Here is a 25614-nt window from a genome sequence, read left to right on the forward strand (position 1 = left end):
ATCATGGTCATATAAGTCGAGGATCATGGTGGACGTCATGCGTGTTCGTCTTTGACTCCTCAATGAGTACACTTATATCGCCATAACTAAATCGGTCTAGTCCGACGTGTGTCGGGACCCGTGGTGGAACCCGCGCAGAACCCGTGCAGGAACCCGCGTGTCGGACTAGGCCGGGGTGCTCGGCGAACCACCAAAGGAGTCAACGTGCGAGAACATCCATCTGACGGAAGCCAACCTATTAAAGGCGCCGGTAAGTCAGCCGCTACGGTGGCTCGAACACAGCGAACATCTCATAGCGACAACGACGTCGCCCCCGCTGTCATTGCCGACGATATCGCCCTGTCCGCCGCGGAGGGCCGCGTCTTCGGCCACCTGAGTTTTACCGTTCCCGGTAGCGGATTGACTATTTTGTCCGGGCGAGGTGGCTCGGGCCGGACGTCCTTGGCCCTGAGCATCTCTGGCCGGATGAAATTGGACGCTGGCTCCTTGACAGTGTTGGGTGAAACCAACCCCAACAAGATCAACAAGATGGTTGCCATTGCGGGGGTCGAGCAAATCGATGGTCTCGACGGCGATGTCCGGCTCAAAACTGTGTTGACGGAGCATAAGAGCTGGTCAAACCCGTGGATCAAATGGACCAAGCGCTCCGATCAGAGTTACTACGAATCCTTGTGTGGCGAAGTCTTCGGCGACCGTGAGCTCCCGCCACTCGATTCCTATGTCGCCGAGCTGAACAGCTTGGATAACATCCTGATCCGCATTTCTCTCGCGCTGGCTCCGGCCAATTCGCACGAGATCAAGATGTTGGTGATGGATGATCTTGAGCAGGTTCGTGAGTACGATCTTCGCCTCATTCTTATCGACGTTCTCTCGCGCCTGGCTCAGCGTATGCCGGTCATTGTGAACACGGTGAACCCGATTCCCGACGAGCTCATGCCCGATTACACGCTCATTGAGCTGTTTAACACGGTTAACGACGATCCCGGCCCGATCGCTGAGGGGCTGCCTCCCGGAACTCGGAGCGCGGCGGAGTATCGCGCTGCCGGTGGGTCCACGGGGAATTCGTCGCACGCCAGCGATAAAACACAACCAATGACGAAAATTGAAACAACAGATAACGAGATAACCACCAGCGCGTCAACCGCCGGATCCAATGAGGAGACAAAGTAATGATTTCTGGCTTAAACCTGGGTTCGGAACTCCGTCGTTTCCGGCGCTCTACATTAGGGCGGCTGGCGGTTGCTGCCATCATCTTCATCCCGTTGCTCTATTCGTGCCTGTACTTGTGGGCATTTTGGAACCCATTTGGGCACGTAGAAAAGCTCCCCGTCGCTTTTGTGAACGACGATAAAGGCACCACGGTGGAAGGCAAACCACTCCGGGCGGGCGATCAGATCGTCGACAAAATTAAAGATAATAAAGAGGTTGACTTCGACTTCGTCAGTAATGACAAAGCCACCAAGGGCGTCGAAGATGGCGAATACTATTTCATGGTTCGCCTGACACCTGACTTTTCAAAGGCGGTTGCTTCCCCGAGCGGGACTAAAGCCGAGCAAGCCGTTATTCAAACAAATTACAATTCGACGAATGGCTATTTAGCCACGTTAATTGGTCAGAATGCGATGCGTGAGATGGTTCCCGTCATCTCATCGACGTTGGGTGATCAAGTCATCGGAAAAGTCCTCGTCAGTATGCAGGAAGCCGGGGCGGGGATTGCCCAAGCCGCGGACGCATCTGACAAGTTGCAGGCCGGGTCCAACGAGATCGGCCAGAAGCTAGGGGACCTCAAAAACGGTGCTGACCAGCTAGATTCTGGTCTGGGCACCGCGCACAATGGTGCGACGCAATTAGCAGCGGGAGCAACGAAGCTTAACAAGGGGGCCACCGACCTCTCCCAAGGCGCGACGACGTTGCACGACAAGTTGGCCGAGGCGAACACCGGTGTCAACACTCTCTCCGAGAAAATGGGTGAGGCGAAAGCCGGCTCGGACAAAATCCACGATGGCATTGGGCAGGTCGATAGCAAGCTCGGCGAGGTGTCCGCTGGGTCCGCCAAGTTAGCTGCCGGCGCCAACCAGATGAAGGAGCAAGTGGAGCAGAGTACCGCACCCCTTGCAGATATCGATTCAAAAATGGGCCAGTTGACGGGCGGGCTCGATCAGCTCGGCACGGTCGCGGCGCAGGTCAATGGCGGTATTCAGCAGATTAACGGGATCGCGCAGCAGGCGTCGAAAGCACAAACGGGGCAGTCGGATAAGGTTCGTGCGATTGCCGGCCAGCTGCGAGGCCTGTCAGATCCGACGGCCCAAAACGTCGCCAACCAGCTGGATGGACTTGCCGCTCAAATCGATTCGCAGGGGCTGGGGAAGAATTCCGACGGCCTGGCCAAGGTGAATCAGTTGTCGCAGGGGACATCGGCGCTGGCTTACCAGCTCAATGATCCGTCGTCAGAGTTCCGTGGCGGAATCAACCAACTGGCGCAGGGTGCTGGGCCGATCCAGAGCAAAATCAATGAGCTGACTAACGGCCTAGACCAATTGAGCAATGGTGCGAATACGGTTGCATCGGGTTCGCAGCAATTGCGTCAACAGGGGACAACACCGCTCGTTGCCGCGTCGGGCCAGTTGAGTTCGGGTTTGGGGCAGCTGGACGACGGTGCCCAGAAGCTCAAAGCGGGGATGCCGCAGGCAGTCCAAGGTTCTGCCAAGCTTGCCGATGGTGGGAAGCAGCTAGCCTCCGGCACAAATCAGCTGAAGAGCGGAGCTACCCAATTATCGAGCGGCACGACGAGGCTGCAGAATGGTGCCCAACAACTATCCGACGGTGCAGGGAAACTGAAGGAAGGTTCGGGCAAAGTCTCCGCCGGACTTGGTGAGTTGAAAGACAAGCTCGGTGATGGAGCAAAGAAGGTTCCGTCATGGACAACTCCGCAACGCGAAGCCTCTGCCCGCGTGATGTCGGATCCTGCGAAGCTCTCGGCCAAGGACCTCTCCGGTAACCAGGTCTTCGGTTCGGGTCTCGCGCCGTTCTTCTTCTCTCTCGCCATGTTTATCGGTGGTCTGGTTACGTTCCTCTTGCTGCGGCCGATCCAGAACCGTGCCGTTGCCTCGGGCGTTGCCCCACTTCGTGCAGCCCTCGACGGGTTATGGCCGGCGACGCTCATCGCCATGCTGCAGGCCACCGCGATCATCGTGGTCACGCTCACCCTCATCGGCATGAACGTTGCCCACCCGTGGGCATTGTGGATCTTCTCCATGGGCGTATCCATTGTCTTCGCGGCGATTAACCAGATGTTGAACGTTGCGCTGGGGCCTGGGCCAGGCAAGGTTGCCGCGATGGCGCTGCTCATGCTGCAGATTCTCGCGTCGAATGGCCTGTATCCCGTGGAGACCGAGCCAAAGATCTTCCAATGGCTCCATCCCGTGAACCCGTGGACCTACACAGTTAATGGGTTCCGACAATTGATGTACGGCAATATCGACGAGCGGCTCCCACAAGCAATCCTGGCACTGGTCCTCGTTGGAGTGATTTGCGTCAGCATCACGGCACTGTGCGCCTACAGGGACCGCAAGTGGACGGTGGAGCGGCTTCACCCCGCGATCGACATCTAGTACTCGGCCGACGGGGCCAGCCCTCGTCGGCTCGACGGCTCGGTCCGACGACTCAGCCCCACGGATCCCCGTCGTAGGGATCCTCAGCATCCTGCACCGCTTCAAATGTGGAGCGCAGGAGTGCGATCACGCCGGGCGCGACGTCGGGCCCGCCGAGGAGTTCGATATTGTCCTGGCCGAACGCGCCAGCTGCCGAGAGCTCTTCCTCCGTAGGACGCAGTTGAAGCAGCGTCAGATCCGGACCATCGTCAATGATTCCGCTGAACAACCGCGCTTTGCGGGGGTCGGAGCCCGGCTCCGCAGAATTCTGGAACATGATTTCTTGGGCCAGGATCGCCCCGGACACAGTTCGCGGCCACGCGGTTCGCGCGATGTAATCCTGGAGCTCATCGCCGGAACCCATGTCCGGCAGGTCCTGAACGACGAGCGTCAGATTGTCCTGCTCATCGTCGACAATGGACCCCGTTTCCCGCGCAATGACCGACGCGGGAACCAACCCGAACAGTGTCGGGGGCTGATCCCATCCCTCGGCGTGAATGAAGTCGACGGCTTCGCGCATCGCCCGCTCGAGGAGTTGGCGGTCGGTGGGCGCGTCGGGCGTCGGCAATGAGTCGTGTGCTGAAGACGAGCCTGTTGAAGAGGTAGAAGAACCGTGTTCGGACATACAGAAAGTATTCATGCCGCGCTGGTGGGCTCGCAAGAAACACGCCCGCGGGGCTCGGTTGCACGCGGAGCTCCTAGGTTATCGACGCCGGCCCAGGTTCAAGTACAGTGAACAGCAATGACCCTCTGATTAGGAGAAGCGAAAAGGTGCCCAAGTCGGTTAAGCGAAAGGCTCCCCGCCGGTGGGCCGTTGTTGCGGTGATACTGGCCATTATCGTCATGCTGTTGCCTGTCGCAGTAGCTGTTTTTACTGATGTTGCATGGTTTAATTCCATGAACTTTGGCCGGGTGTATGTCACCGAACTCGTCACTCGGATCGTGCTGTTCGTCGTGGTTGGGCTGCTTGCCGCCGCGTCGATATGGGCAGCCGCGTGGGTAGCCATTAAGTATCGCCCTCTTGTCCCCGAAGACGCAGACCCCCACAGTCCGCTCGAGGCCTATCGGCAGGTTATTGTTCGATCCTCTCGGGCTGTTTTGCTGGGGTTGCCGCTGCTGGTGGGGCTTTTTGCGGGATTAGCTGCACAGTCCGAGTGGCGCATGATCTTGATGTTTATGCACCGCGAGAGCTTCGGCGAATCGGATCCGCAGTTCCACCACGACTATGGTTTTTACGCATTTAGCGTGCCGTTCTGGTCCTGGCTGCTCTCAGTCTTGTTGACGCTGACGGTCGTGGCGTTCGTCGTTAACCTCGTCATGAACTGGCTCTTGGGTGGCATCCGGACGGGGGATCCCCGCGCCGGGAAGCGGGCGACGGTGATGAGCCAAGCTCGCGTCCAGATGGCGTCGATCGCCGGAATTTTCATGGTCGTGAAGGCCGTCGATTACTGGTTCGACCGCTACCGCCTGCTGTCCAAGGACCATTCGACGTTCACCGGTGGTTCCTTTACCGACATCAACGCTGTGTTGCCCGCGAAGATTGTGTTGCTCGTCGTCTCTATTGTGGTGGCAGCGGCGTTCTTCGCGGCGATTTTCCTCCGGGATCTCAGGATTCCCGCGATGGCTGCGGTGCTGATGGTCGCGTCGGCAGGAATTATTGGTGTCGCGTGGCCCCTGGTGGTGGAGCAGTTCAATGTCTCCCCGAACCGTGCCGCGAAAGAACGCGACTACATTGAGCGGAACATCAAGTCGACGCGGTACAACTATGGCCTCACCGACGAGCACGTCACCTATGACCGCAATTGGGGTGCCGACGAGAAGTCGAAGTCGGATCAGAACGAGTCGGTCGCGAATGATTCGGCGACCATTTCGAACATCCGCTTGCTGGACCCCGAAGCGATCTCGGCGACATTTACCCAGCAGCAGCAGTTGAAGAACTTCTACGGGTTCCCGAGTGACCTGAGCATTGATCGTTATGAGCACAACGGTGAGATGCAGGATTATGTGGTCGCGGCCCGCGAGCTTGATCCCAAATCGCTGTCCGGTAACCAGCAGGACTGGATTAACAAGCACACGGTGTACACGCACGGTAATGGGTTCATAGCCGCGCCGGCGAACAAAGTCGACGAGGTCGCCCGCGATGTCGGATCCTCCCGCGGTGGATACCCGATCTATACCGTGGCTGACCTGCAGTCGAAGGACCGCACCAAGTCCGACGATCCGGATACGCTGAAGATCAAGGTAGACCAGCCGCGTATTTACTATGGCCCCGTGGTGGCTGATACCGATCAGGATTACGCCATCGTCGGCGGTGATGGGTCCGGCAAACCGCGCGAGTACGACACTGATGGGTCGAACTACACCTACAAGGGCAAAGGTGGCGTCGGAATCGGAAATATCGTGTCCCGCGCCATGTATTCCCTGAAGTATCAGTCGATGAACCTGTTGCTCTCGGACGCGGTGGGCAAAGATTCCAAGATCGTGTATGACCGCGACCCTCGCGACCGCGTGCATAAGGTTGCCCCCTGGTTGACGACGGACTCACAGACGTACCCGGCTGTTATCGATGGCCGCATCAAGTGGATTGTCGACGGCTACACGTCCGTGAATAACTTGCCGTACTCGGAACACACTCAGATTTCGGGCGCGACGGAGGACTCTCTTAACCCTGACGGAACCGAGCAGAACACCGTCGGCAATAGTGTGAGCTACATCCGTAACTCCGTGAAGGCGACGGTGGATGCCTACGACGGGACCGTTGACCTTTACGCCTTTGATGAATCTGACCCGATTTTGAAGTCGTGGCGGCGGAGTTTCCCGGGGACGGTGAAGCCGAAGTCGGATATTTCTGACGAGCTGATGAAGCACCTGCGCTACCCGGAGGACCTGTTTAAGATTCAGCGTGAGTTGTTGACGCGGTACCACGTGTCGGACCCGGGCGTGTTCTTCACGAACGACTCGTTCTGGTCTGTTCCTCTGGACCCGACCGCCTCTGAGCAGGGGTTGAGGGACAAGAACCAGCCGCCGTACTACGTCGTCGCGTCGGATCCGAAGACCGGGGATCCCAGTTTCCAGCTGATTACGCCGTTGCGCGGGTTGAAGCGCGAGTTCCTCTCTGCTCACATGGCGGTGTCGTCGGACCCGAAGACATACGGGAAGATCACGGTTCGTGTCTTGCCGACGGATACCCAGACGCAGGGACCGAAGCAGGCTCAGGACACGATGATGTCGTCGGACCAGATTTCGCGCGAGCGCACCTTGCTCGAGGGGTCCAGTACGTTGATCAACGGCAACCTGCTGACCTTGCCTGTGGGCGATGGCGGGATCCTTTATGTTGAGCCGGTGTATTCGAAGCGTAAGGAGCAGGAATCCGCGTTCCCGAAGCTGCTGCGTGTGCTCGTGTTCTACAACGGGCAAGTTGGATACGCGCCGACGATCGGTGAGGCGTTGAGCCAGGTCGGTATCGACCCGAAGGAAACAACGACGACGAAGGAAGTGGACGGATCCGATAAGGATAAGTCCGACCAGAATGATTCGGATTCCGGATCCGGATCCAACTCCGATGACAACTCTGGTGACAATAAGGACGACTCTGACAAGAACGACTCGGGTTCCACCGCCGTCAGCCCGTCGAGCGACGATGTGAAGGAACTTGACGACGCTGTTCAGAAGGTCCGCGACGCGAAGAATAGTGGATCGTTTGAGGACTACGGTAAGGCCTTGGATGAGCTGCAGAAGGCCTTGGAGAAATACCAGAGTGACACTGGCTCTAGTGGGTCGACGCAGCTGACGGATACCGAGGGGCCGAAGCCATCGGCCAGTGGTTCATAGCCAGTGCGCAGGCGATTTCACATTTGTTCCTCGATGCGTTAAGTTATCTCTTGTCGCTGACGGAGACACGGTCTCCATGCGACTGTCGCGGGGTGGAGCAGCTCGGTAGCTCGCTGGGCTCATAACCCAGAGGTCGATGGTTCGAATCCGTCCCCCGCTACAAAACAACCCCCTATCGGCAGGTGATGCCGGTAGGGGGTTTCGGCGTTTGAACCGCCGTCGTTACCCGCTGTGGGTTTTACGACAAAAATGTGTCCGCGTGCGGGAAAACTGCGGGGCAATATCAGGGTCGGTTGTGAAAACTGCAGGTGAATATGGGCGAAAAATGGCCGAAAATTGGCCATATAGCCCCGCACTTTTATTTTGGGGCGCGTATTCCCCCGCACTTTTGGGCTCTAGGTGTAGCTTTCCCGCAGTTTTCCGCGTGCCGGCTCTTTCTTCCGCGCGTCGGTGCGTTGCGCAAGGCTCTCGATATAGATCTGCCGGTCACAGCAGGCGCGAAGAAGCTCGGGGCTATGGCTGATGATCAGAATTCCAGTTCCGCCGTCGCGCGCCCAGGACGTCAGCATGGTCATGGTGTGCGCAGCTGTTCCCGGATCCAGCATTGCAGTGACCTCGTCGCAGACGACGAAGTCCGGTTCGCTCGCCAACACACGCGCCAGTATCGCCCGCTGCAGCTGCCCGTCTGAAACCTGGGAGGGGCGACGATCCAGCAGATCCGGTGTGAGCTGGACTTCCATCGCTGCTTCTTCGGCCGTCATTCCGTGGCTGGTTTCCTCAATAATGCGGCGCAGGTTAAACCGTGGATTGCACGCCTTCCGCGGCGACTGAAAGAGCATGTTGATCTTTCCACGCGCCTGTCTCCGGCCCCCGATAACGGATGTAATATTCCGAATTTCCTCCCCGCCGCATGTCACGGTTCCCTCGTCAGCATCAAGCAGCCCGCACATGATCCTGGCTAGCGTCGTCTTACCGGATCCCGACGGCCCGGCGAGCCCCACCATCTCTCCCGAGTGGATAGAAATATCCAGTTGGTCTAGAACGGGGATCGACGTCTTCTTGTCGTTAAAGCTCTTCGTAATCTTCGAGCCCTCCCACACCTGCGGACGGACTTTGATTTCCGACGCTAACTCCGCGGGTGAGTTCTCGTGTGAACCCCGCGAGTCATCATGCGAGGTACAGGAGCCGTCATGCGCAGCAGTGGAGAGTTCCTCGGCTTCCTTCAGACGTGATTCAAAGGTGACAGAGTCGTCCAGGTTAACCAGCGAGGGAGGGAAGCCTGGGATCGGAACCATGCCGCCGGAGGGAAGAGCGGCAAGTAGAGCCCGAGTGTACGGGTCATGAGGGTGTTCCAGAACCGTCGACGCTGCACCTTGTTCCACAAAACGGGAGGCGTACATCACGCTTAACCGGTCGGCGATGGCAGCGTCCCGCAGTTCCGTCACATCGTGCGTGATCAAAAGGACCGCGCGATCAGCGTCGGCAATATCTCGCAACAGAGAGAACAGGGAGGATTTCAATTCGGGGTCCAAGGAGGCCGTGGGCTCGTCGGCAATCACGACCTCGGGATCGCCAGCAAGGGCGAAGGCAACGGCTACTCGTTGGGCCATTCCGCCAGACAGCTCGTGGGGGTAAAGGTTCGCCACTCGGGTCGGGAGGTGCACCTGGTCCAGCAGCATCTCGATTTTCTGGGGCGCGTCGGCAGATGGGGTGAGCTCGGTGATCGTCTCGAGAAGCTGGCTGCCGACGGTTCGGACCGGGGTGAGAAAAGTAGCCGCGGACTGCGGGATCAGGCCGACGTGGTGGCCGGCGAGAGGGCTCGGCTTGTCCCGCCAATCGCCGTGCTTGTCGCGGTGGTAGGCAACCATGTCTTGGGACCAGCCCGGCGACGGCGACGATTCTTGAACGGTGACCGTGCCTTCCACGTGGGCAGATGACGGCACCGTGCCGACGACGGTGTTCGCGATGATGGACTTACCGCACCCGGATTCGCCGATCACCGCATGGACTTCACCTGGGCATACGGTGAGGGAAATGTCTGTGTTTGCGTGAACCCAGCCACGGTCCGCATGGCCGCGACTGCGGAACCGCCCACGGTGGCCGGGTGCGGGGATTCTCACGCTCAGATTCTGGATGTCGATGGAGGGAATACGCACTTCATCAGGGGCAAGACTTTCACCAGAGTTGAGGCTTTCGTCAGCGGTGAGCGGCATCGGCTAGCCCCTCCCTTCGCCATAGTCATTAACAACGGAAACCAAAGAGTGCCCGACGTGCGACACTGCCAAGCAAAACACGACAAGGAACAATGCCGGGAACACCAGGATCCACCAACTGCCCAGGAGAACCCCGCCCTGCGCATCGCGGAGAAGAGTACCCAGCGCTGCTCTGTGTGCGGGAAGCCCGACACCCAGGAATGACAAGGTCGATTCGTGCCAAATAGCGTGCGGGACCAGCAAAACAAGGCCGACGACGGACTGGCTCAGTGCGCCGGGAACCAGATGGTGTCCGATCACCCACAGGTGGCCACGTCCGCCGAGGTAGGCGGCCTGAATGTAATCCGAGTGCCTCATGGTGAGCACCTGCGCTCGGGTGATACGGGCGATGGGAATCCAGTGGGTGGCAACGAGGGCCAGCACGATGGCGGTGGCCGACCCTTTGAAAAGGGAGACCACGACGAGGACGAGGATGAGGTGGGGGAGCGCGTTCATTCCATCAACAAAACGCATGGTCAGGCGGTCAAGAAATCCGCCGGCGAGGGCAGCGGTCACTCCGATGAGGGTTCCGATAATCGCTGAGAATATGGCCGTGATCACCGCGATGATCAGCGAAATCCTCAGCGCCTGTGCAGTGCGGACAAATAGATCATGCCCGCCGGAATCGGTACCAAACCAGTAGTCCGAGCTCGGGGGACTGTACGCATTCGCGAAGTTAACCGTCGTTTGATCCTCTGGCAGGGCAATGGGCACAATGATCGCATAGGCAACAATCACCGCAATCGTGAGCACTGAAATCCAGGCAAGCGATAACCCCGACGTTCGACGCTTAAATAGGTGCTTAAACATTGGCATCGACCCTCGGATCTGTGAGGACGACGCAGGCGTCGGCAAGCATGTTTCCGATCAGCACTGCGATGGTGATGAGGAGGGTGAGCGTCGATAACAACATGAAATCGAGGGATTTTGCGGAATCGACCATCGCTTGCCCGAGGCCCGGCCAGCCGAAGATCGATTCGATAATGGTTGAGCCGACGATGAGTTCGGGGAGTCGGGATCCGATGAGCGCAAAATACGAGGGTAATGACAGCGGAACGATGTGGTGCAGCATCACCGTGCGGTGGCTCAGCCCGCGGACCCGCGTACCAGTGATTGCTTCCGACTGAATTGCCTCGCGGACTGAGGCTCGGAGGCTCAGAAGGAACCAGGGGAGCTGGCTAATCCCCAGGATGAGTGCGGGGAGGGCGACATGGCGGAGGGTGCTCGCCACGGTCACCGGTTGCCCGGGGTCTGTGAGCCCGCCGGCGGGGGCTATGGGGATCCACAGAGAGAAGAACAGCAGAGCGATAAGTGCAAGCACAAAGGGCGGGAGGGACTGCAGCAGCGTGGCGATAAAACCGACAAAGCGGTCGACGATGCCATCTTCACGAAGGCCCGCCACGATGCCGAGCACGAATGAGACGACCAAGGTTAGGACCAGGGCCAGCGACCCCAGCAGGATTGACCACCCCAGACGCTGTGCGAGGACGTCGGCTACCGGCATGCGGTAGAATCGTGAAGTTCCCAGGTCACCGGTGCAGACGCTGGTCACCCATGACCACCAGGAGGCGTACCAGGGGCCTCCAATGTGGAGGGTCCGGACCAGATCCTCACGTTGTTCGTCGGTTAAAGCACCGGCGTTGCCGTGGGTATAGGCTTCGAGCGGGTCGAAGGGACTGAGCGACGCCAAGAAGAACATCGCGGCTGTGACTGCCAACGCGAGAAGCGGCAGGGAACAGAGCCGGCGGAGCATAAGGATTCCGATGTCACGCCGGCGGCTGTGGCTAGACGCCGAGATCGATCGTCGGCGATGGCGATCGATTGGGTTATCGGCAGGCTTGTGACCTGGGGAAATTCGGCGCAGTCTCAGTGTAGACACGGTTTAGTTGTGCCATTCCTCAATGTTGTACCAAGGCCCGAATAAGGAGCCGTGGGAATGCGGTTCGACAATCTGGTCGCCAGTTTTCATGCCGTGGTTATTGAGCACGTAGGAGTGAGCACCGTACGTGAGCGCGAGCATGGCAGGCTTCTTCCGATACTCCTGCTGGACTTTCTTGTATAGCCTGTTGCGCTTGTCCTTGTCGGATTCGGCTCGCGCCTGGTCTAGCAGCTTGTCGATTTCTGGATTGACGTAGTCCGACGCGTTATCCCACTTCGCTCCGACGCCGTCGGCCGCATACTTCGAATGCAAAATGTGATAGATCTGTCCGTCGATGGTGTAAGGCTCACCGCCACCGCCCAGCATGACCGGCGTGGAGTTGTACACCTCTTGGGTCACCGCGCTGGAGTCTTTGGCCACCGGGTTGATCTGAATGCCAATAGCCTTCAGGTCCGAGGCTGCGGCGAGGGTTAAATCCTTTCGGGCGGCATCGCGGTTAGGGAAGTAGATAACATCCATTTCCGCTCGCTGGCCGTCCTTGGCTCTGATGCCGTCGGATCCTTTAACCCAACCGGCGTCGTCGAGAATTTTTTCCGCCTTCTTTGTGTCGTGGGGGATCTCCGCGTCTTTGTCGTAGGCATCGCCATAAGCGTCGGTGATGAAGGTACTGGTTGGGGTTCCGTGGCCTGCATAAATGTCGTCAATCATCTTTTGCCGATCGACGCCGAGGTTCACGGCCATGCGGATCGCGTCATCACCGGCGACGGGGTGAGCGGCGGGCAGGGAGATACCTCGCCAATCCAGGGATTCGATGTGCTCCGCGGAGATGTCTTTTGCCTTGGCGACGGTGTCGGCCAGCTTGGCTTCGAGCATGGTGCCGTCGCCCTCGCCGACGCGCATCTGCTGCGCCCGGGTGTTGTCGTCGGTGTTGTGCCGGATGACGATCTTCTTGGTCTCGGGGGCGTCGCTCCAGTAGCCGTCGCGCGCCTCGAGGATCGCTTCATCTGGACGGAGAGATGTGACCTTGTATGGCCCCGTGCCAATGGGATCTGAGTTAATCTTCATGTCCTCTGCCTTCACCGGGTTGGTGAAGTCGAAGGCTTCGGAAGGAGCAATAGCTCGGTAGATGCGACGGTCGAACTCGGAATCAGGGTGCTTGAGGTGGAACTTCACTGCGTGGTCGCCGTCCGGTGTGACGTCGTCGATTGATTCAACTGCCGTAGCTTCTGTGGAGGCGAAGCGCGGATCAATGATCGCTTTATAAGTGGCGACGACATCCTCCGGCCCGAATGACGATCCGTCGGAGAAGGAAATATCTTTCTTTAACGGGACGGTCCATTCGGTCAGATCATCGTTGGATGTGGCTTCACCATCGGCGAGCACTGCCTTCGGCTTGGAGTTTTTGCCTGGTGAAACACGGTAGAGCGAGTCATAGATGTGGGACTCTCCGTTTCGCCCGTGCCCAAGGAGCGGGTTGTAGTTGCCCAGCTCCATATTTTCGAGGACGACGAACTGCTTGGTGGCGTTGTCTGAGTTTCCGCCGTCTCCGCCGGTGGACGGTGTTGAGCATGCTGAAAGGGCCAGGGAAATGGATGCCACCGCGGTGAACGCGGTGGTTAGGCGACGGCTTCGTGACTTCTTCAGGGGAGAGCGGAAGCTGGGTGAGGAGTGAGTTCGGGACACGGCAGGTCTTTCGCAAGGGAGAAAATGGAAATGAAAAGTGATGTGAGTTAGAGCATGCTAAGGAACTCTCGCCTGGTCAAACGACGCTCACCGCATACGGGGGTGAAAACCGAGTTCGTTAAAAGATTGGTTTAGGAAGGAAAGTCCGAATGGGGATCTTTGCAGGTTAGTGTGGACGGCCAATCGCGCAGTATGGAAACGTTATTGACTAGCTCTTTACACATGGCAAAGGGCGGCTCATGACCTGCGGAGCACAGTGCTTTTTTAATCCGCACTCCGCGTAGATCGTGGCCGCCCTGAACGAAGAATCCTGCGCTATTTACCCGCGATCTATTGATCGTCGCGCAAGTTGTTTCCAGCGGTCTCTCCACCGTCCAAGACGAAGGATCCGCCTGAGGCGAACGTGGATTCGTCGGAAGCTAAGTACACGATGAGCTGGGAAATTTCGGTCGGTTCGGCGGCTCTGTCTAGCGGGATCTGGCCGAAGCCCCGCTTGAGGTTCGCAGTCAATGGGGTGTTCACGCTGCCGGGGTGGACGGAATTGACTCGGATTCCGTACTTGCCCAGATCCAGGGCCGAGGTCTTGGTCAGCCCTTGAACACCCCACTTGGCGGCGGCATAGGCCGCACGGTGCTTAAAGCCGACGAGCCCCGCGATGGAAGAAATGTTGATGATCGAGGACGTCTCCCTCTTCTTAAGTTCCGGAACCGCAGCCTTCATGCCGTAGAACGTTCCGGTGAGGTCAATGGCCAGGGTTAGATCCCAGTCCTTCAGCGAAGCCTCTTCCACATCACCCGCGGTGAAAACTCCGGCGTTATTGACCAAAACATCCAGGTGTCCGAAGGCCTCTACGGTTTTCTCCACTGCCTCGGTCCAGTTATCGAAATCGGTGACATCGAGGTGGACGAAAACGGCTGTGCCCTCGCCGTACTTTTCGTTGAGGTCCTTGGCCAGCTCGGTGCCCTTGTCATCTGCGATATCTGCCAGAGCTACCTTGGCTCCCTGCGAAGCTAGTACCCGGGCGTGGGATTCACCCATGCCCGATGCAGCTCCGGTGATCAGTGTGACTTTGTCGTGAACGCGTCCTTGTTGGGTATCCATACCCTTACCGTAGGCTCAATCCCACATGATGGACATAGCAACTTTCCGTTTACCGCCCCCGAAAGTAGTGGACTTTGGGGGTCGATTTCTTTACGCTGCTGGCGGGCAGACCGGTGGTACATCTTTCTTTCCGCTTGCCCATTGCTTGAGCGCTGCAACGAAGGCGTTGGTATAACCCACGGTGGCGTTCCCGCGCGGGTGAATCTCATCGCTCGCGAGTTCACTCACGTGGTCGTCGGCGTACGCACACCAGTCAGCTGCGTAAACGTTCGGGTACTTCTTGGCAGCGTCGACAACTTGTTGTTGAGCGTCTTGCATGTACCAACGGTCGCCATAGGGCATCGCGATAACGATGGTGTGTTTCGGGCCGATCGACTTGATGATCTCGTCCAGCTGGCCGGGGAATGCTTGCCCATTCGTACCGAACCCCAGGAAGACGAATTGCCGCAGCGCGTCCTGGGCTTTGAGGTCGGCGATGATCGCGGGAGCGGCCTGGTAGTGGCGGGAAACCTCGGCGTTGATGTCGATACCGGGGAAGCGCTTTTGCAGCTCGGCCTGGGAGGCGAGCATGACAGAATCCCCAATCGCGTTGATATTCGACCCGTCTTTAGGCATGTCATGTGTCACGACTTTGGGAGCCGGTTTGACGGCGCCTCGCTCGGAGCGGTTTTCCGCTTGTAAGCGCTCCAACTCGGATTCCAGCGCGGTTCCGTGGCTGGTGTTGTGAATAGCCAGGCCCGCGAAGACGCAGCACAGGATCATGGTTGCGGGCACCATCGCACCGCCGAACCGTTGCCGGCTGGTGGAACGCTCTCCGAAAATCGCGTAGCTCAGTTTCCGTGTACTTTCGATGAACCCGTATCGGCGGATCGGTGTCTCAATGAAGCGGAAGCTCAGCTCAGCCGCGACTAACGAAATGACGATCGCGATGAGCCCCGTGATCCATTTCTTCCGCCCCCACTCGTAATCCTGGAACAGCGTCACGACGAACAGATTGGCGGGCACGTGCCACAAATACAGTGAGAACGAAACGAACCCGAGGTGCCGCAACACCTTGTTCCGGAAAATCGCCGCGACCGGGCCGGTGTTCCGCACGACGGACGCAATGATGATGGCGACGATCAACGAACTGCTGATGAGCCCACCGCGGTACGTGAAGGTGTCCTGGTCGCCCAGCCAGAAGAAGTAGAAGATCTGCACCGCGAGCGCGGGGATAGCCAAGAGGCTTAGAATCCGCCCATGTTGCAGGAGTCCCTCGCGGTATCCCCAGGTGTCGCCACGTTTTTCCGTTGACGACGAGATAGTGATCGACGCCAAAGCCGCGCCGATGAGTAGTCCGAATGCGTGGGTGTCGGTGCCGTAGTAGACGCGGGTTGCGTCGTGCCCGGGGTTGACGATGATGGCCATCGCTCCTGCAGAGATGACGGCGCCAGCGAGCGCTAGCTTCCCTACCAGCCGCGGTGTTTTGCGGAGAATCACGAGCAGCAGCGAAACGATGAGCGGCCAAATGATGTAGAACTGTTCCTCAACCGAGAGGGACCAGTAGTGAGCGAAAATTGGCAGCTCAGACTGTGCGAAATAGCTCTGCGAGTGAGCAATCTGAACCCAGTTATTCACAAACAGTGCCGACGACCAGAACTGTCTGCCCAGGTTCACATTGACGTCGCCGCCGATTACTCCCGCAATAGCTGCGCAAATGACAAGCGTGCTGATGGCTGCGGGGGCAATACGTCTCACACGGCGTATCCAGAAGTTCTTCAGGCTAATCGTGCGGGAATAAACGAATTCCCGAAGCAGCAGGGAAGTGATGAGGAACCCACTGAGCACGAAGAACACGTCGACGCCCAGATAACCGCCGGGCAGTACGTTGCCGAAGAGGTGGTATATCACCACCGAAATGACGGCGAGCCCACGGAGCCCATCGATCCCGGGGACATGTCTAATCCCTGTCGGAGTGCCCTTCGCCGACGTCTTTCCTGCGGTGGAGGCTTTGCCTTTGGCCGGGCTGGGTTGTGGTGCGACCTGGGTTTGAGTTCTTGCCGACGGTGTTCCCGTGGAAGATCTAACGCCTTGCGATCCATCTCTCGATGGGGAGGCGGACACGCCCGCCCGCGATGACTCTGCGCGCGATGATTTCTTTCGGCGTCCCTTGCCTGTTTTGCGCTCCGACCGCGGTTCGATTCGCTGTGGAAGCGCGGTGCCCTGTGTAAAGCGCGATATCCCGGTGGAGTGTGGGACCTCGACGGGGACGTAGTCGGCTTTAGACGGTCTTGGGGGAGCAGGCGTCTTTCGGCCTTCCTCGGGAGTAGTTCCCTCAGACACCTTCTCTGATTCTGAAGCCTTTGCAGTTTCTTGTGGAGCCGCAGCAGTTTCTCGCGAAGCCCTCGCGTCGTCATCGGCAGGGTGCGTTTGTGTTGCGTCCGCTTTGTCTTGTGCGGCGTCCGTTTGTCTCTTTACCGGCGCTCTGCCGGCCTTCTTGGCACGGTTCGTCTGTGCCGATTTTTTATCTGACGAACCCTTCGGCCGGGTACTCCGTTGCTCAGCGGAGACTGATGCGTCTGGTCTGGACCCCGAGACCTGCGGTTTCGGACGTCGCAATGAAGGCCGCGGAGCACCACTAACCTCAGACGATCTGTGTGATCGTGACAGGGACGATCCCGTAGCACGGCTACGCCCGGCACTTTTCTTCCCGACGGAACCTGCGCCCGTGATCCCGGACGTTCCCGAAGGAGTAGTCCGCGCGTCAGCTAAACGACGAGCACCGGCCGGAGCACGGCCGACGTGCCGAAAAGACGGTGTGTCACTCTCACGGGTTGAACTCTGCGACGCCGATGTACGACGCCGCGCACTCACGGGCGTTGACGTGCGGGAAACAGGAAAATGCGTGTCTGCAATGGCGTGATCATCGCTTCGACTCTCACGTCGTCGAACCTCACCACGGTTGCGCCGCTCGTCGCTGCTGCCTGCGCGTCTGGTTTCGTCAGCAGCCCCGTCGTCAGCCGTCGTCGATTGTTGTGATGTGGCCGATGAACCGCTGTCTGCTGAGCCGGTCGAGCGTGTCGTCGGAGAGCTGGCCGTAGAGGAGCCGTTCGCGGACGATCCAGCCTCGGACGATTCCGCTGCAGGGGCACCGAAAGACGCGCTCGCGGATGAAGTGGAAGAACCGGACTGACCTGGCTCAGGATCGGATTGCTGAGCCGTTGCAGACTGGCTAGGTCTCGGTGAATTACCGATAGTGGAGGCAGACCTCAACAAGGATCCTCCCTGTTGAGCAGCGGATTGCACCGCTTGTGCCGCTCGGCGGGTGGCTTTGCCCAAACCTGCAGGTGAGAGTTTTGGAAGACGCATTCTAGGTTTCGTTTAGCTCGTGAGTGAGATGGCAGAGTGCAAAGTCTAACGCACTTTGGCCGCTGACCACATACGCGCCGATAGGGCCAATGTTGCCGCATATGACCCCGTCGGAACGGGAGACGGATTTGATCGTAGCCCCCTTCAGAAGCAGCCTCGTGCATCTTCAATGTCGCGTTGTCACAATGTTATTAATTTGTTGCATAGAAGATAGGGGAATGCTGTGAACAGAGAGATATACTGAGCTTGTCGCAGCATAGGGTATTCCCTGTGTAGCCATGTTTTCTGGACTTATTCCAGTGGTTTTCGGTCCGCTAAAAACGGACATGTACAGCAAGGATGTCGTTATGTCTTTGGTTAACTCAGTAAGTCGTGCTGGTTTAGCAGTGCTCGCCTCGGCGGCGTTGTGTGTCGGTGTTGGTGGGGTAGCTCATGCATCAGACGCGACGACGGATACCCCGGCAGATAATCCGGCCGCTTCCGAGTCACCAATAATTAACGACGCTGACCCCGACGCTGCAGCTACGGCATCCGATGCTGCACCTTCGACAGAGTCTTCCACGGAGTACGGCCTTTTCGACGATATCGTCGCCCAGACCGGAATGGCTGGCGAGCACCGAATTCAAGGCGTTTATTTCCCTTCTCCGCCGGCACCTGCTGAGGCGGTCGAGCTCGGCAAGCAGGGAATTTCCCTCTACGGGCCGGGAACCCCGGTGTTTGTGGGCAACGCGATTTGTACAGTCACGGCAGCCGGCCATGACTCTAACGGGCGGGCTATGGCCATTACCGCTGGGCACTGCGGACCGGTCGGAAGCCCGGTGACCTCGATGGACTCGCAGGATGTCGGAGTATCAGGCACCGTCGTCCGCACCAGCGAGAACCCCAAGTATTCCGTCATTGAGCTGAAAGACAATGCCCGAGTGACGTCGTCCTATGGACAAGTTACTGCCGACGGCATCGGTGGTGGCGGTGTCGCGCCGGGAGTCCAATTGTGCAAGAACGGTATTTCCACCGGCTGGACCTGCGGACAGGCGTGGGAGGCCCCCGCAGATTCGCACTATCTCACGCAAGTGTGTGCAACGCACGGCGACTCTGGTGCACCGGTTCTGCTAGGGAACAGGATTGTTGGACTTGTTGAAGGAAGCCCGGGACCGATCTCCTGTCGCTTCCCAGCGCAGGGCTCCCTCTTCACCCCGACTGATGTCATCGACATGCAGGCCATCTTGAATTCGCTCAACGCCACGGCCGGCCCTGGAAACGGATTCCGCCTGGGGTAGTGGCGTCCGCTTGATACGCCGCGGTAGGCACGCTCGGCCTGGCGAACTGTGGCCTACCGCGCCGCGATCGGTCGCGCCGGGGGTTAATCCTCGTCTGTTAACCGACGACGGACGGTCTCGTGAAGAAGCCCGTTCGTAGCCAGAGCATCGCCGCCATGCGGGCCAGATTCACCGGCAAGAGATGTGAACGTTCCACCAGCCCCCTCAACGACGGGCACTAGCGCAGCTAAATCCCACAGCGACACTTCCGGCTCCGCGGCGATATCGACGGCACCCTCCGCCACCAGGCAGTAGGAGTAAAAATCGCCGAATCCTCGCAAGCGCCAGGCGTCGTCGGTCAGAGAGATGAATGCATCGCGCAAACCGCGGTCTTTCCACCCTTCAAGCGAGGACATGGAGATCGAGCTATCGCCCACATCGCTGACCGTGGACACCGATAGTTTCCGCAGTGCGCTACTCGACGCGGTGCCGTTACCAAGAGCCCAGGCGCCTTCACCCTTGATGCCAATCCATCTGCGGCCGAGCGCCGGGGCAGACACGACACCAACCTGCGGGTACCCGTCGACCATCAACGAAATGAGCGTTGCCCACACGGGAACCCCGCGAACATAGTTCTTCGTCCCATCGATGGGGTCAATCACCCACTGGCGGCCCGACAAGACCGGCTCGCCGCCGAACTCCTCCCCAAGGACCTCGTCATCAGGGCACTCCGTACTCAATAGCCCACGGAGGGAGCGCTCGGTATCCAAATCCGCGTCGGACACAGGGGTCATATCGGGTTTTGCGCTAACCTGCAGTTCAGAGGAGAGGAATCGCTTCATCGTGATCGCGTCGGCCGCATCCGCCAGCCGAAGAGCGCGATCAACATCATCGCCATACGCGCTGCTCGCCCACGGCAACGGGGTCGAAGCAGACGAAGAAGTAGACGAACTAGCCCTACCTGCAGAAAGCGCGCGCTCAATCGTGTCAACGACCCCCTCAGGCCCAGCGATCGACCATGTCACTCCCTGGGCGTCAACACGGCGGGCCGTCCCCCCAACACCTTCGACCAGCGCTTTCCCCGGAAGCCAATCCCACGATTTCACCGAGTGCTGAATCCACGCGCCCAGCTCACCGTGTGCCACCGACGCCAGATCGACCGATCCTGACCCCAACATCCGCACACTGGCGAACTCTTCGACGACGGCCATCCACGCCGACCTGATCTCCGGCTGCTTCATAAAAGTGGGGTGCAAATACGTGCCCAAGCACTCGTGATCTGCCGAGTGAGTTTTGGCATCAAGCCGTGGCAGCGGTTTGTCGTCCAGAGTGGTGGGAATCGAGGGTCCGCCGATCCATGTATATCCCATCGCCGGGCGATGGACGGCACCCAAAATCAGCCGGTCTGGATTCTCCGCAACGGCCTCGGGGCTACCGTCGCTGCCTTCTACCAGCGCAATCGCCGAACACCAGTAATCAGATCCGCGAGTGAAGTTGTAGGTCCCATCGACCGGATCGATCACCCACACGCGCCCAGACTTCGAGGGCCGTGACGCTCCTTCTTCACCGACGACACCATCGTCGGGACGCAATAGTTCCAGCACCTCAGCGACAAACTGTTCCGCCGCGCGATCGGCCTCGGTCACAACGTCAGACACCGACGTTTTGTACTCCGTGGCCAACCCGCCACGAGCCTGCTTCCCTTCACGCAGACGCCACGCTAAGCGTCCCGCGTTGTACACGATGTCGCGTGCCAGCCGTTGGTCATCCACCCCCTCGCGTGCGATGGCGAAGGTTTTAGCCAGCGCGCTGACCATCTCCGTCATGGTGTGCGGTACCTGCTCCTCCGAAGATTCCATACTCTTATTGTGCACTACCCCTGTGACACACTGTTAGGATTACCCACGTGAATCCGGACGTTTCTCAAGATCTCGAAGACCTCAATTCCACCCTGACGACCATTGAAAAAGTGGTGGACGTCGATGACCTCAAGGATCAGGTACGCGAACTTGAAGCACAGGCGTCCGATCCCTCCTTGTGGGATGACCCCGATCACGCCCAACAGGTGACGTCGAAACTGAGTCACGTGCAAGCGCAGATCAAGAAAGTTACGACGTTGCGCCAGCGTGTCGACGATATGCCCGTGATGTATGAGCTTGCCGACGACGCCACCGAGGCGGGAGATACCGACGCTGCCGACGAAGCGCGAGAGATGGCTGATAGCGAGCGCGAAACCTTGCGCCACGAGATCGAATCTCTCGAGGTCCAGACGATGTTGTCGGGGGAGTACGACGAGCGTGAGGCCGTCGTTAATATTCGGTCAGCTGCAGGTGGTGTGGATGCTGCGGACTGGGCGGAGATGTTGATGCGCATGTACACGCGTTGGGCGGAACAGCATGGGCACAAGATCGACGTGTTCGATATTTCGTACGCCGAAGAGGCCGGTATCAAGTCCGCTACGTTCATTGTGCATGGCGACTACATGTACGGCCAGCTCTCCGTTGAGCAGGGGACCCACCGCCTCGTTCGGATCAGTCCTTTCGACAACCAGGGACGTCGGCAAACATCATTCGCTGAGGTCGAGGTGCTGCCCGTCGTGGAAAAAACCGACCACATAGATATTGATGAGAACGACGTCCGGGTTGATGTGTACCGATCATCGGGTCCGGGTGGGCAGTCGGTGAACACGACGGACTCGGCCGTGCGGTTGACACATATTCCGACGGGGATTGTTGTGACCTGCCAGAACGAGAAGTCTCAGATTCAGAACAAGGCGTCGGCGATGCGAGTGTTGGCCGCGAAGCTCTTAGAGCGGAAGCGTGAAGAAGAGCAGGCGGAGATGAACGCGCTGAAGGGGGATGGCTCCAATTCATGGGGGAATCAGATGCGCTCGTATGTGTTGCATCCGTACCAGATGGTGAAGGATTTGCGCACGAATTATGAGGTCAATGATCCGTCGAAGGTGCTGGATGGGGACCTTGATGGCTTCCTGGAGGCGGGGATCCGGTGGCGGATGGCTCAACAGCGGGGCGACGACGATAACTAGCTTTCCCACATGATTCACATTTACAACAGGGGTTACCAATTGTCCCAGTAGTGCGTTAGTCTGGCTGCGTGATTAAGTATGACGCGGTTACCAAGATGTACCGGACGTCCACCCGCCCGGCCCTGGATGCCGTCTCTGTGACCATTGACAAGGGCGAATTTGTCTTCCTGATTGGACCGTCGGGATCCGGCAAATCCACCTTCCTTCAGCTGATGTTGAAGGAACAGAATGTCAGTAGCGGGGACTTGTGGGTTGAGGATTTCCACGTCAATAAATTGCCCAGAAAGAAGGTGCCTCAGCTACGCCAAAAAGTGGGCTACGTGTTCCAGGATTTTCGGCTGCTGCCGAAGAAGAATGTCTACGACAATGTTGCGTTCGCCCTGGAGGTGATTGGGACGCGGCGCTCGGCCATTGATAAGCGAGTGAAGGAAGTGCTTGACCTTGTGGGGTTGGGGAGCAAGCGCAACCGCATGCCGAATGAGCTGTCCGGTGGCGAGCAACAGCGCGTCGCTATCGCCCGAGCTTCGGTCAACCGCCCCTTAGTTCTTCTTGCCGACGAGCCCACCGGCAACCTTGACCCGGACACCAGTGCCGACATCTTGACGCTGCTCAACCGCATTAACCAGATGGGGACGACGGTGATTATGTCGACACACGACGCTGGTGCTGTGAACGCCATGCGTCAGCGCGTGCTGGAGCTTCATTCCGGAAAGCTCGTTCGTGACGATGCCCGCGGCCTATATGGCGTCGGAAAGTAGGGGAGGGCGCAATGAAGACTAGATTCGTTTTTCGCGAGGCATTTTCGGGCCTGACCCGTAACATGACGATGACTATCGCCATGATTATTACGACGGCGATCTCCTTGGCGTTGCTGGCCACCGGGTTCTTGGTGACCTCGGTGACGGCAAAAACCAAGGACATTTACCTGGATCGTGTCGAGGTCATGGTCCAGCTTGATGACAACATTTCGGCCAATGACAAGAACTGCTCCAGCACGGAATGTAAGGAAGTTCAGGACAAGCTGAAGTCCGACGATGGTGTGGAATCGGTGACATTCCGCAGCCGCGAGCAGTCCTACGAGCATTTCAAGGAATTGTTCCAGGACTCTGACCCCCGTCTCGTATCAGATACGAGTCCCGATGCTCTACCGGCTGCCTTACATGTGCGGTTGAAGGACCCGCTGAATACGAAGCCTCTTGACGGTGTGAAAGATATGCCGCAGGTCTCCGAGGTCGTTGATCAGGTTGATGACCTCCGTGGCGCCACGAATAATCTCAATGCCATTAGAAATGCGACCTTCGTGGTGGCGTTTGTACAGGCCATTGCCGCGGTCTTCTTGATCGTGAACATGGTGCAGATTGCGGCTTATTCCCGACGACAAGAAACGACGATTATGCGGATGGTGGGCGCTACGAGGTGGTTCACCCAAGCCCCGTTCGTCCTGGAAGCGGTGTTGGCATCGTTTGTCGGGTCGTTGGTGGCCATTGGTGGTCTTATCTTGGGCAAGGAATTTGTTCTCGATAAGACGCTCAAGAGCTTGTATGATTCCCGTTTGATTGCGCGGCTGACTTTAGCCGATATTGGAATGGTGTCGCCCATCATCATTATTGTGGGCGTAGTGTTTGCGGCCATTACCGCGCAAGCGACATTGCGCTGGTACGTAAGGGATTAGCGCACTGTCTCGATGATGGGAATGTAGTTGTGAGGAGTTCGACGTGGCGAAAAAAGCGACATTAGTTGACCACGGGGCGGCTAAGGGTAAAAAGAAGGCCCAGTCGAAGGCGTCGAAAAAGAATGCGAACAAGCGGTTGGTTGTTGCCACTAACCGGCGGGCGCGTCACGATTACACCATCCTCGATACGTGGGAAGCTGGGATTCAGCTCGTCGGGACTGAGGTTAAGTCCCTCCGCGAGGGGAAAGCGTCGTTAATTGATTCATTCGCGACGATTGACGACGGCGAAGTGTGGTTGCGGCACCTCCACATTCCGGAGTACTCCAAGGGGCACTGGACGAACCATTCGCCCCGGCGAACGCGAAAGCTGCTGCTCCACCGCAACGAGATTGATTCCATCATGGGCAAAGTGCGCGACGGCAATAACACGCTGATTCCGTTGAGTCTGTATTTTTCCGACGGGAAATTGAAAGTGGAATTAGCTCTGGGCCGCGGTAAACAGGACTATGACCGTCGCCAAGATATCAAGCGCCGGACTGAGGAACGGGAAGCAACTCGTGCCCTCGGCAGGCGCGTGAAGGGTCTTACGGGATAGGGGCCGGTTTAGGGCTAGTAATTGCTGGCCAGATGTGATTGAGTATGAAAAATACTTAGCTGTACTGGCCTACTTGAGGGAGGAGCAATGATGGGGGACTCAGATCTGTTCGCTCCCGAAGTCTGGACTGCCCACCATCCGACCCGTGGTGCCATCAAGTTAACCATCGCTACTCCCGAACATCTGCGTACTATCGACGCAGGTTGGCCGGAGATCATCCCCGACGACAAAGACGACGGGAAAGAGAAGGACGCCCCAAAGGATAAGGAAGAAGAGAAGCGGCGGGATCAAGTAAAAGTTGCCCAAGCGTTCGCGAAAACCGACCGCGAGTTTAAGACTTCGATGGCGCGGCGAATCAAATGGCTTACGAAGCGGGGGAGACTAGGGCGCAAAGCAGGAAGCTTTCTTGAACGATGGGAAGCGTCGCCATCTAAGGGATTACTTCTCGAGATTGAAGACGAACCCTATGCCCGTTTAGAGAAGCTTTCGAAATATGTATTGCCCGCCGAGAAGCCCCTCAAGCCCGGTGAATACACCAATAGTCGCTCTCCCCGAGATAAACCGCGTGTTCAGGTTGATGTGAACCCGTTGGGGGAGATCATGTCAGCCTTCTACAAGGAGGACAAGGAGACGGTTTTAGCCCTCGAACCGCCTGAAGATTCCCGGTCAGCACGCCGTTTTACGGAGATGCAGGAATCGCCGTGGAAGGGATTTCTCTATCCCATGATCGCGGGCACATCGAAGGCTGGATGGGCGATCTTTGTCTTTATTGTTCTTCCGTTCCTCGGGCGAATAATGGATTGGCTTCTCGGTCTATTGCCTGACTTCAATATCCCGTGGCCGTCCATACCGTTGCCGCACATTCCCTGGCCGTCGATATCATTGCCGCATATTCCGTGGCCACATATTTCATGGCCTCGCATTCCGTGGCCAGATTGGGATCTACCGTCAATCCCGCTTCCGCACATCACACTGCCGAACTGGGTTGTTTTCCTCATTGACCATCCTAGGATGTGGGTTCCCATCGTTATCGGGCTCGTCGTCGGTGTGACGGCGTGGCGGAATCATAGGAAATCGGAACGCGCGAAGAACACGAAACGCAACTTCGCAGCAGCTCAGCCTGACACCACATCTTCTGACAACACGTCCCCTGTCAAGAAGTCCAAGGGGAGTGACATCGCCGTCGAAAATGATGAGCCGAGTTCCCAGCCCCTTGACTCATCCGAGAACCCGGAGTAACTTCTAATCTCCACGTTTGTTTCGCATGCGTACCCGCAAACGTGTGATGAGGGGCCGATTTT

At 58.2% G+C, this 25614-nt stretch carries 18 protein-coding genes, 1 tRNA gene and 1 pseudogene; 11 read left to right on the forward strand and 9 right to left on the reverse strand.

Going from position 1 to position 25614, the window contains the following annotated elements:
* Positions 1-204: 204 nt before the first annotated feature.
* Positions 205-1170, forward strand: coding sequence for a hypothetical protein (locus Q3981_RS01850; protein WP_303123315.1), 966 nt, complete (start codon positions 205-207; stop codon positions 1168-1170).
* Positions 1170-3611: a YhgE/Pip domain-containing protein gene (locus tag Q3981_RS01855; RefSeq protein ID WP_303123317.1), complete on the forward strand. Its 2442-nt coding sequence runs from the start codon at positions 1170-1172 to the stop codon at positions 3609-3611. Before Q3981_RS01850 ends, Q3981_RS01855 begins: the two co-directional genes overlap by 1 nt.
* 52 nt (positions 3612-3663) lie before the next feature.
* On the opposite strand, the gene Q3981_RS01860 is transcribed toward Q3981_RS01855, so the two are convergent.
* Positions 3664-4170, reverse strand: a complete 507-nt coding sequence (locus Q3981_RS01860) for a PPA1309 family protein (RefSeq protein ID WP_303123346.1) — start codon at positions 4168-4170, stop codon at positions 3664-3666.
* A gap of 251 nt (positions 4171-4421) precedes the next feature.
* Between Q3981_RS01860 and Q3981_RS01865 the strand changes: the two genes are divergently transcribed.
* Both Q3981_RS01865 and Q3981_RS01870 read left to right on the forward strand, forming a co-directional pair.
* Entirely contained in the window at positions 4422-7481 is a 3060-nt protein-coding gene (locus Q3981_RS01865) for a UPF0182 family protein (protein WP_303123319.1), read from the forward strand.
* 86 nt (positions 7482-7567) lie between these two features.
* Positions 7568-7641: transfer RNA gene (locus Q3981_RS01870), tRNA-Met, on the forward strand.
* Between the two features lie 235 nt (positions 7642-7876).
* On the opposite strand, the gene Q3981_RS01875 is transcribed toward Q3981_RS01870, so the two are convergent.
* From Q3981_RS01875 to Q3981_RS01900, 6 genes are all read right to left on the reverse strand, one after another.
* Positions 7877-9694 (reverse strand): ABC transporter ATP-binding protein, encoded by a 1818-nt coding sequence (locus Q3981_RS01875; RefSeq protein ID WP_303123321.1) that lies wholly within the window; start codon positions 9692-9694, stop codon positions 7877-7879.
* Positions 9695-9697: 3 nt separating this feature from the next.
* Positions 9698-10543 (reverse strand): ABC transporter permease, encoded by an 846-nt coding sequence (locus Q3981_RS01880; protein ID WP_303123323.1) that lies wholly within the window; start codon positions 10541-10543, stop codon positions 9698-9700.
* Positions 10536-11486 (reverse strand): ABC transporter permease, encoded by a 951-nt coding sequence (locus Q3981_RS01885; RefSeq protein WP_303123325.1) that lies wholly within the window; start codon positions 11484-11486, stop codon positions 10536-10538. The genes Q3981_RS01880 and Q3981_RS01885 overlap by 8 nt, the downstream gene beginning before the upstream one ends.
* Before the next feature lie 129 nt (positions 11487-11615).
* The gene (locus Q3981_RS01890) at positions 11616-13295 is read right to left on the reverse strand and encodes an ABC transporter substrate-binding protein (RefSeq protein ID WP_303123327.1); all 1680 of its coding nucleotides are present in this window, start codon (positions 13293-13295) and stop codon (positions 11616-11618) included.
* A 330-nt stretch (positions 13296-13625) separates the two neighbouring features.
* Entirely contained in the window at positions 13626-14396 is a 771-nt protein-coding gene (locus Q3981_RS01895) for an SDR family oxidoreductase (protein ID WP_303123329.1), read from the reverse strand.
* 90 nt (positions 14397-14486) lie between these two features.
* Positions 14487-16718 carry an acyltransferase family protein gene (locus tag Q3981_RS01900; RefSeq protein ID WP_303123331.1) on the reverse strand — a complete coding sequence of 744 codons (2232 nt, stop codon included), beginning with the start codon at positions 16716-16718 and terminating at the stop codon, positions 14487-14489.
* Positions 16719-17337: 619 nt separating this feature from the next.
* Here Q3981_RS01900 and Q3981_RS01905 point away from each other — a divergent pair.
* Positions 17338-17568 (forward strand): hypothetical protein, encoded by a 231-nt coding sequence (locus Q3981_RS01905; RefSeq protein WP_303123333.1) that lies wholly within the window; start codon positions 17338-17340, stop codon positions 17566-17568.
* A 523-nt stretch (positions 17569-18091) separates the two neighbouring features.
* Positions 18092-19021, forward strand: a complete 930-nt coding sequence (locus tag Q3981_RS01910) for a trypsin (RefSeq protein ID WP_303123335.1) — start codon at positions 18092-18094, stop codon at positions 19019-19021.
* Between the two features lie 83 nt (positions 19022-19104).
* On the opposite strand, the gene hisN is transcribed toward Q3981_RS01910, so the two are convergent.
* Positions 19105-19920, reverse strand: coding sequence for a histidinol-phosphatase (gene hisN, locus Q3981_RS01915; RefSeq protein WP_303123348.1), 816 nt, complete (start codon positions 19918-19920; stop codon positions 19105-19107).
* An 84-nt stretch (positions 19921-20004) separates the two neighbouring features.
* A pseudogene (locus Q3981_RS01920) lies at positions 20005-20859 on the reverse strand (inositol monophosphatase family protein); the annotation flags it as partial.
* Between the two features lie 47 nt (positions 20860-20906).
* On the opposite strand from Q3981_RS01920, the gene prfB reads away from it, so the two are divergent.
* From prfB to Q3981_RS01945, 5 genes are all read left to right on the forward strand, one after another.
* A complete protein-coding gene (gene prfB, locus Q3981_RS01925; protein ID WP_303123337.1) occupies positions 20907-22046 on the forward strand; it encodes a peptide chain release factor 2 in 1140 nt (379 codons plus the stop codon).
* Between the two features lie 68 nt (positions 22047-22114).
* Positions 22115-22804 (forward strand): cell division ATP-binding protein FtsE, encoded by a 690-nt coding sequence (gene ftsE / locus Q3981_RS01930; protein ID WP_046202620.1) that lies wholly within the window; start codon positions 22115-22117, stop codon positions 22802-22804.
* Between the two features lie 11 nt (positions 22805-22815).
* Complete coding sequence (ftsX, locus tag Q3981_RS01935) at positions 22816-23718, forward strand: permease-like cell division protein FtsX (RefSeq protein ID WP_303123340.1); 903 nt, start codon at positions 22816-22818, stop codon at positions 23716-23718.
* A gap of 43 nt (positions 23719-23761) precedes the next feature.
* A complete protein-coding gene (gene smpB / locus Q3981_RS01940) occupies positions 23762-24313 on the forward strand; it encodes an SsrA-binding protein SmpB (protein ID WP_204087341.1) in 552 nt (183 codons plus the stop codon).
* An 87-nt stretch (positions 24314-24400) separates the two neighbouring features.
* Positions 24401-25552, forward strand: a complete 1152-nt coding sequence (locus tag Q3981_RS01945; protein WP_303123342.1) for a hypothetical protein — start codon at positions 24401-24403, stop codon at positions 25550-25552.
* The last annotated feature ends 62 nt before the right edge of the window (positions 25553-25614 follow it).

The organism is Corynebacterium sp. (assembly GCF_030530965.1).
In the GTDB taxonomy this organism is placed as follows: domain Bacteria; phylum Actinomycetota; class Actinomycetes; order Mycobacteriales; family Mycobacteriaceae; genus Corynebacterium.

Coding starts and splice junctions, on each gene's coding strand:
- Q3981_RS01855 (WP_303123317.1), top strand. CDS start 1,170: ATGATTTCTGGCTTAAACCTGGGTTCGGAACTCCGTCGTTTCCGGCGC.
- Q3981_RS01860 (WP_303123346.1), bottom strand. CDS start 4,170: ATGCGCGAAGCCGTCGACTTCATTCACGCCGAGGGATGGGATCAGCCC.
- Q3981_RS01875 (WP_303123321.1), bottom strand. CDS start 9,694: ATGCCGCTCACCGCTGACGAAAGCCTCAACTCTGGTGAAAGTCTTGCC.
- Q3981_RS01880 (WP_303123323.1), bottom strand. CDS start 10,543: ATGTTTAAGCACCTATTTAAGCGTCGAACGTCGGGGTTATCGCTTGCC.
- Q3981_RS01885 (WP_303123325.1), bottom strand. CDS start 11,486: ATGCTCCGCCGGCTCTGTTCCCTGCCGCTTCTCGCGTTGGCAGTCACA.
- Q3981_RS01895 (WP_303123329.1), bottom strand. CDS start 14,396: ATGGATACCCAACAAGGACGCGTTCACGACAAAGTCACACTGATCACC.
- Q3981_RS01910 (WP_303123335.1), top strand. CDS start 18,092: ATGTCTTTGGTTAACTCAGTAAGTCGTGCTGGTTTAGCAGTGCTCGCC.
- ftsX (WP_303123340.1), top strand. CDS start 22,816: ATGAAGACTAGATTCGTTTTTCGCGAGGCATTTTCGGGCCTGACCCGT.
- Q3981_RS01945 (WP_303123342.1), top strand. CDS start 24,401: ATGATGGGGGACTCAGATCTGTTCGCTCCCGAAGTCTGGACTGCCCAC.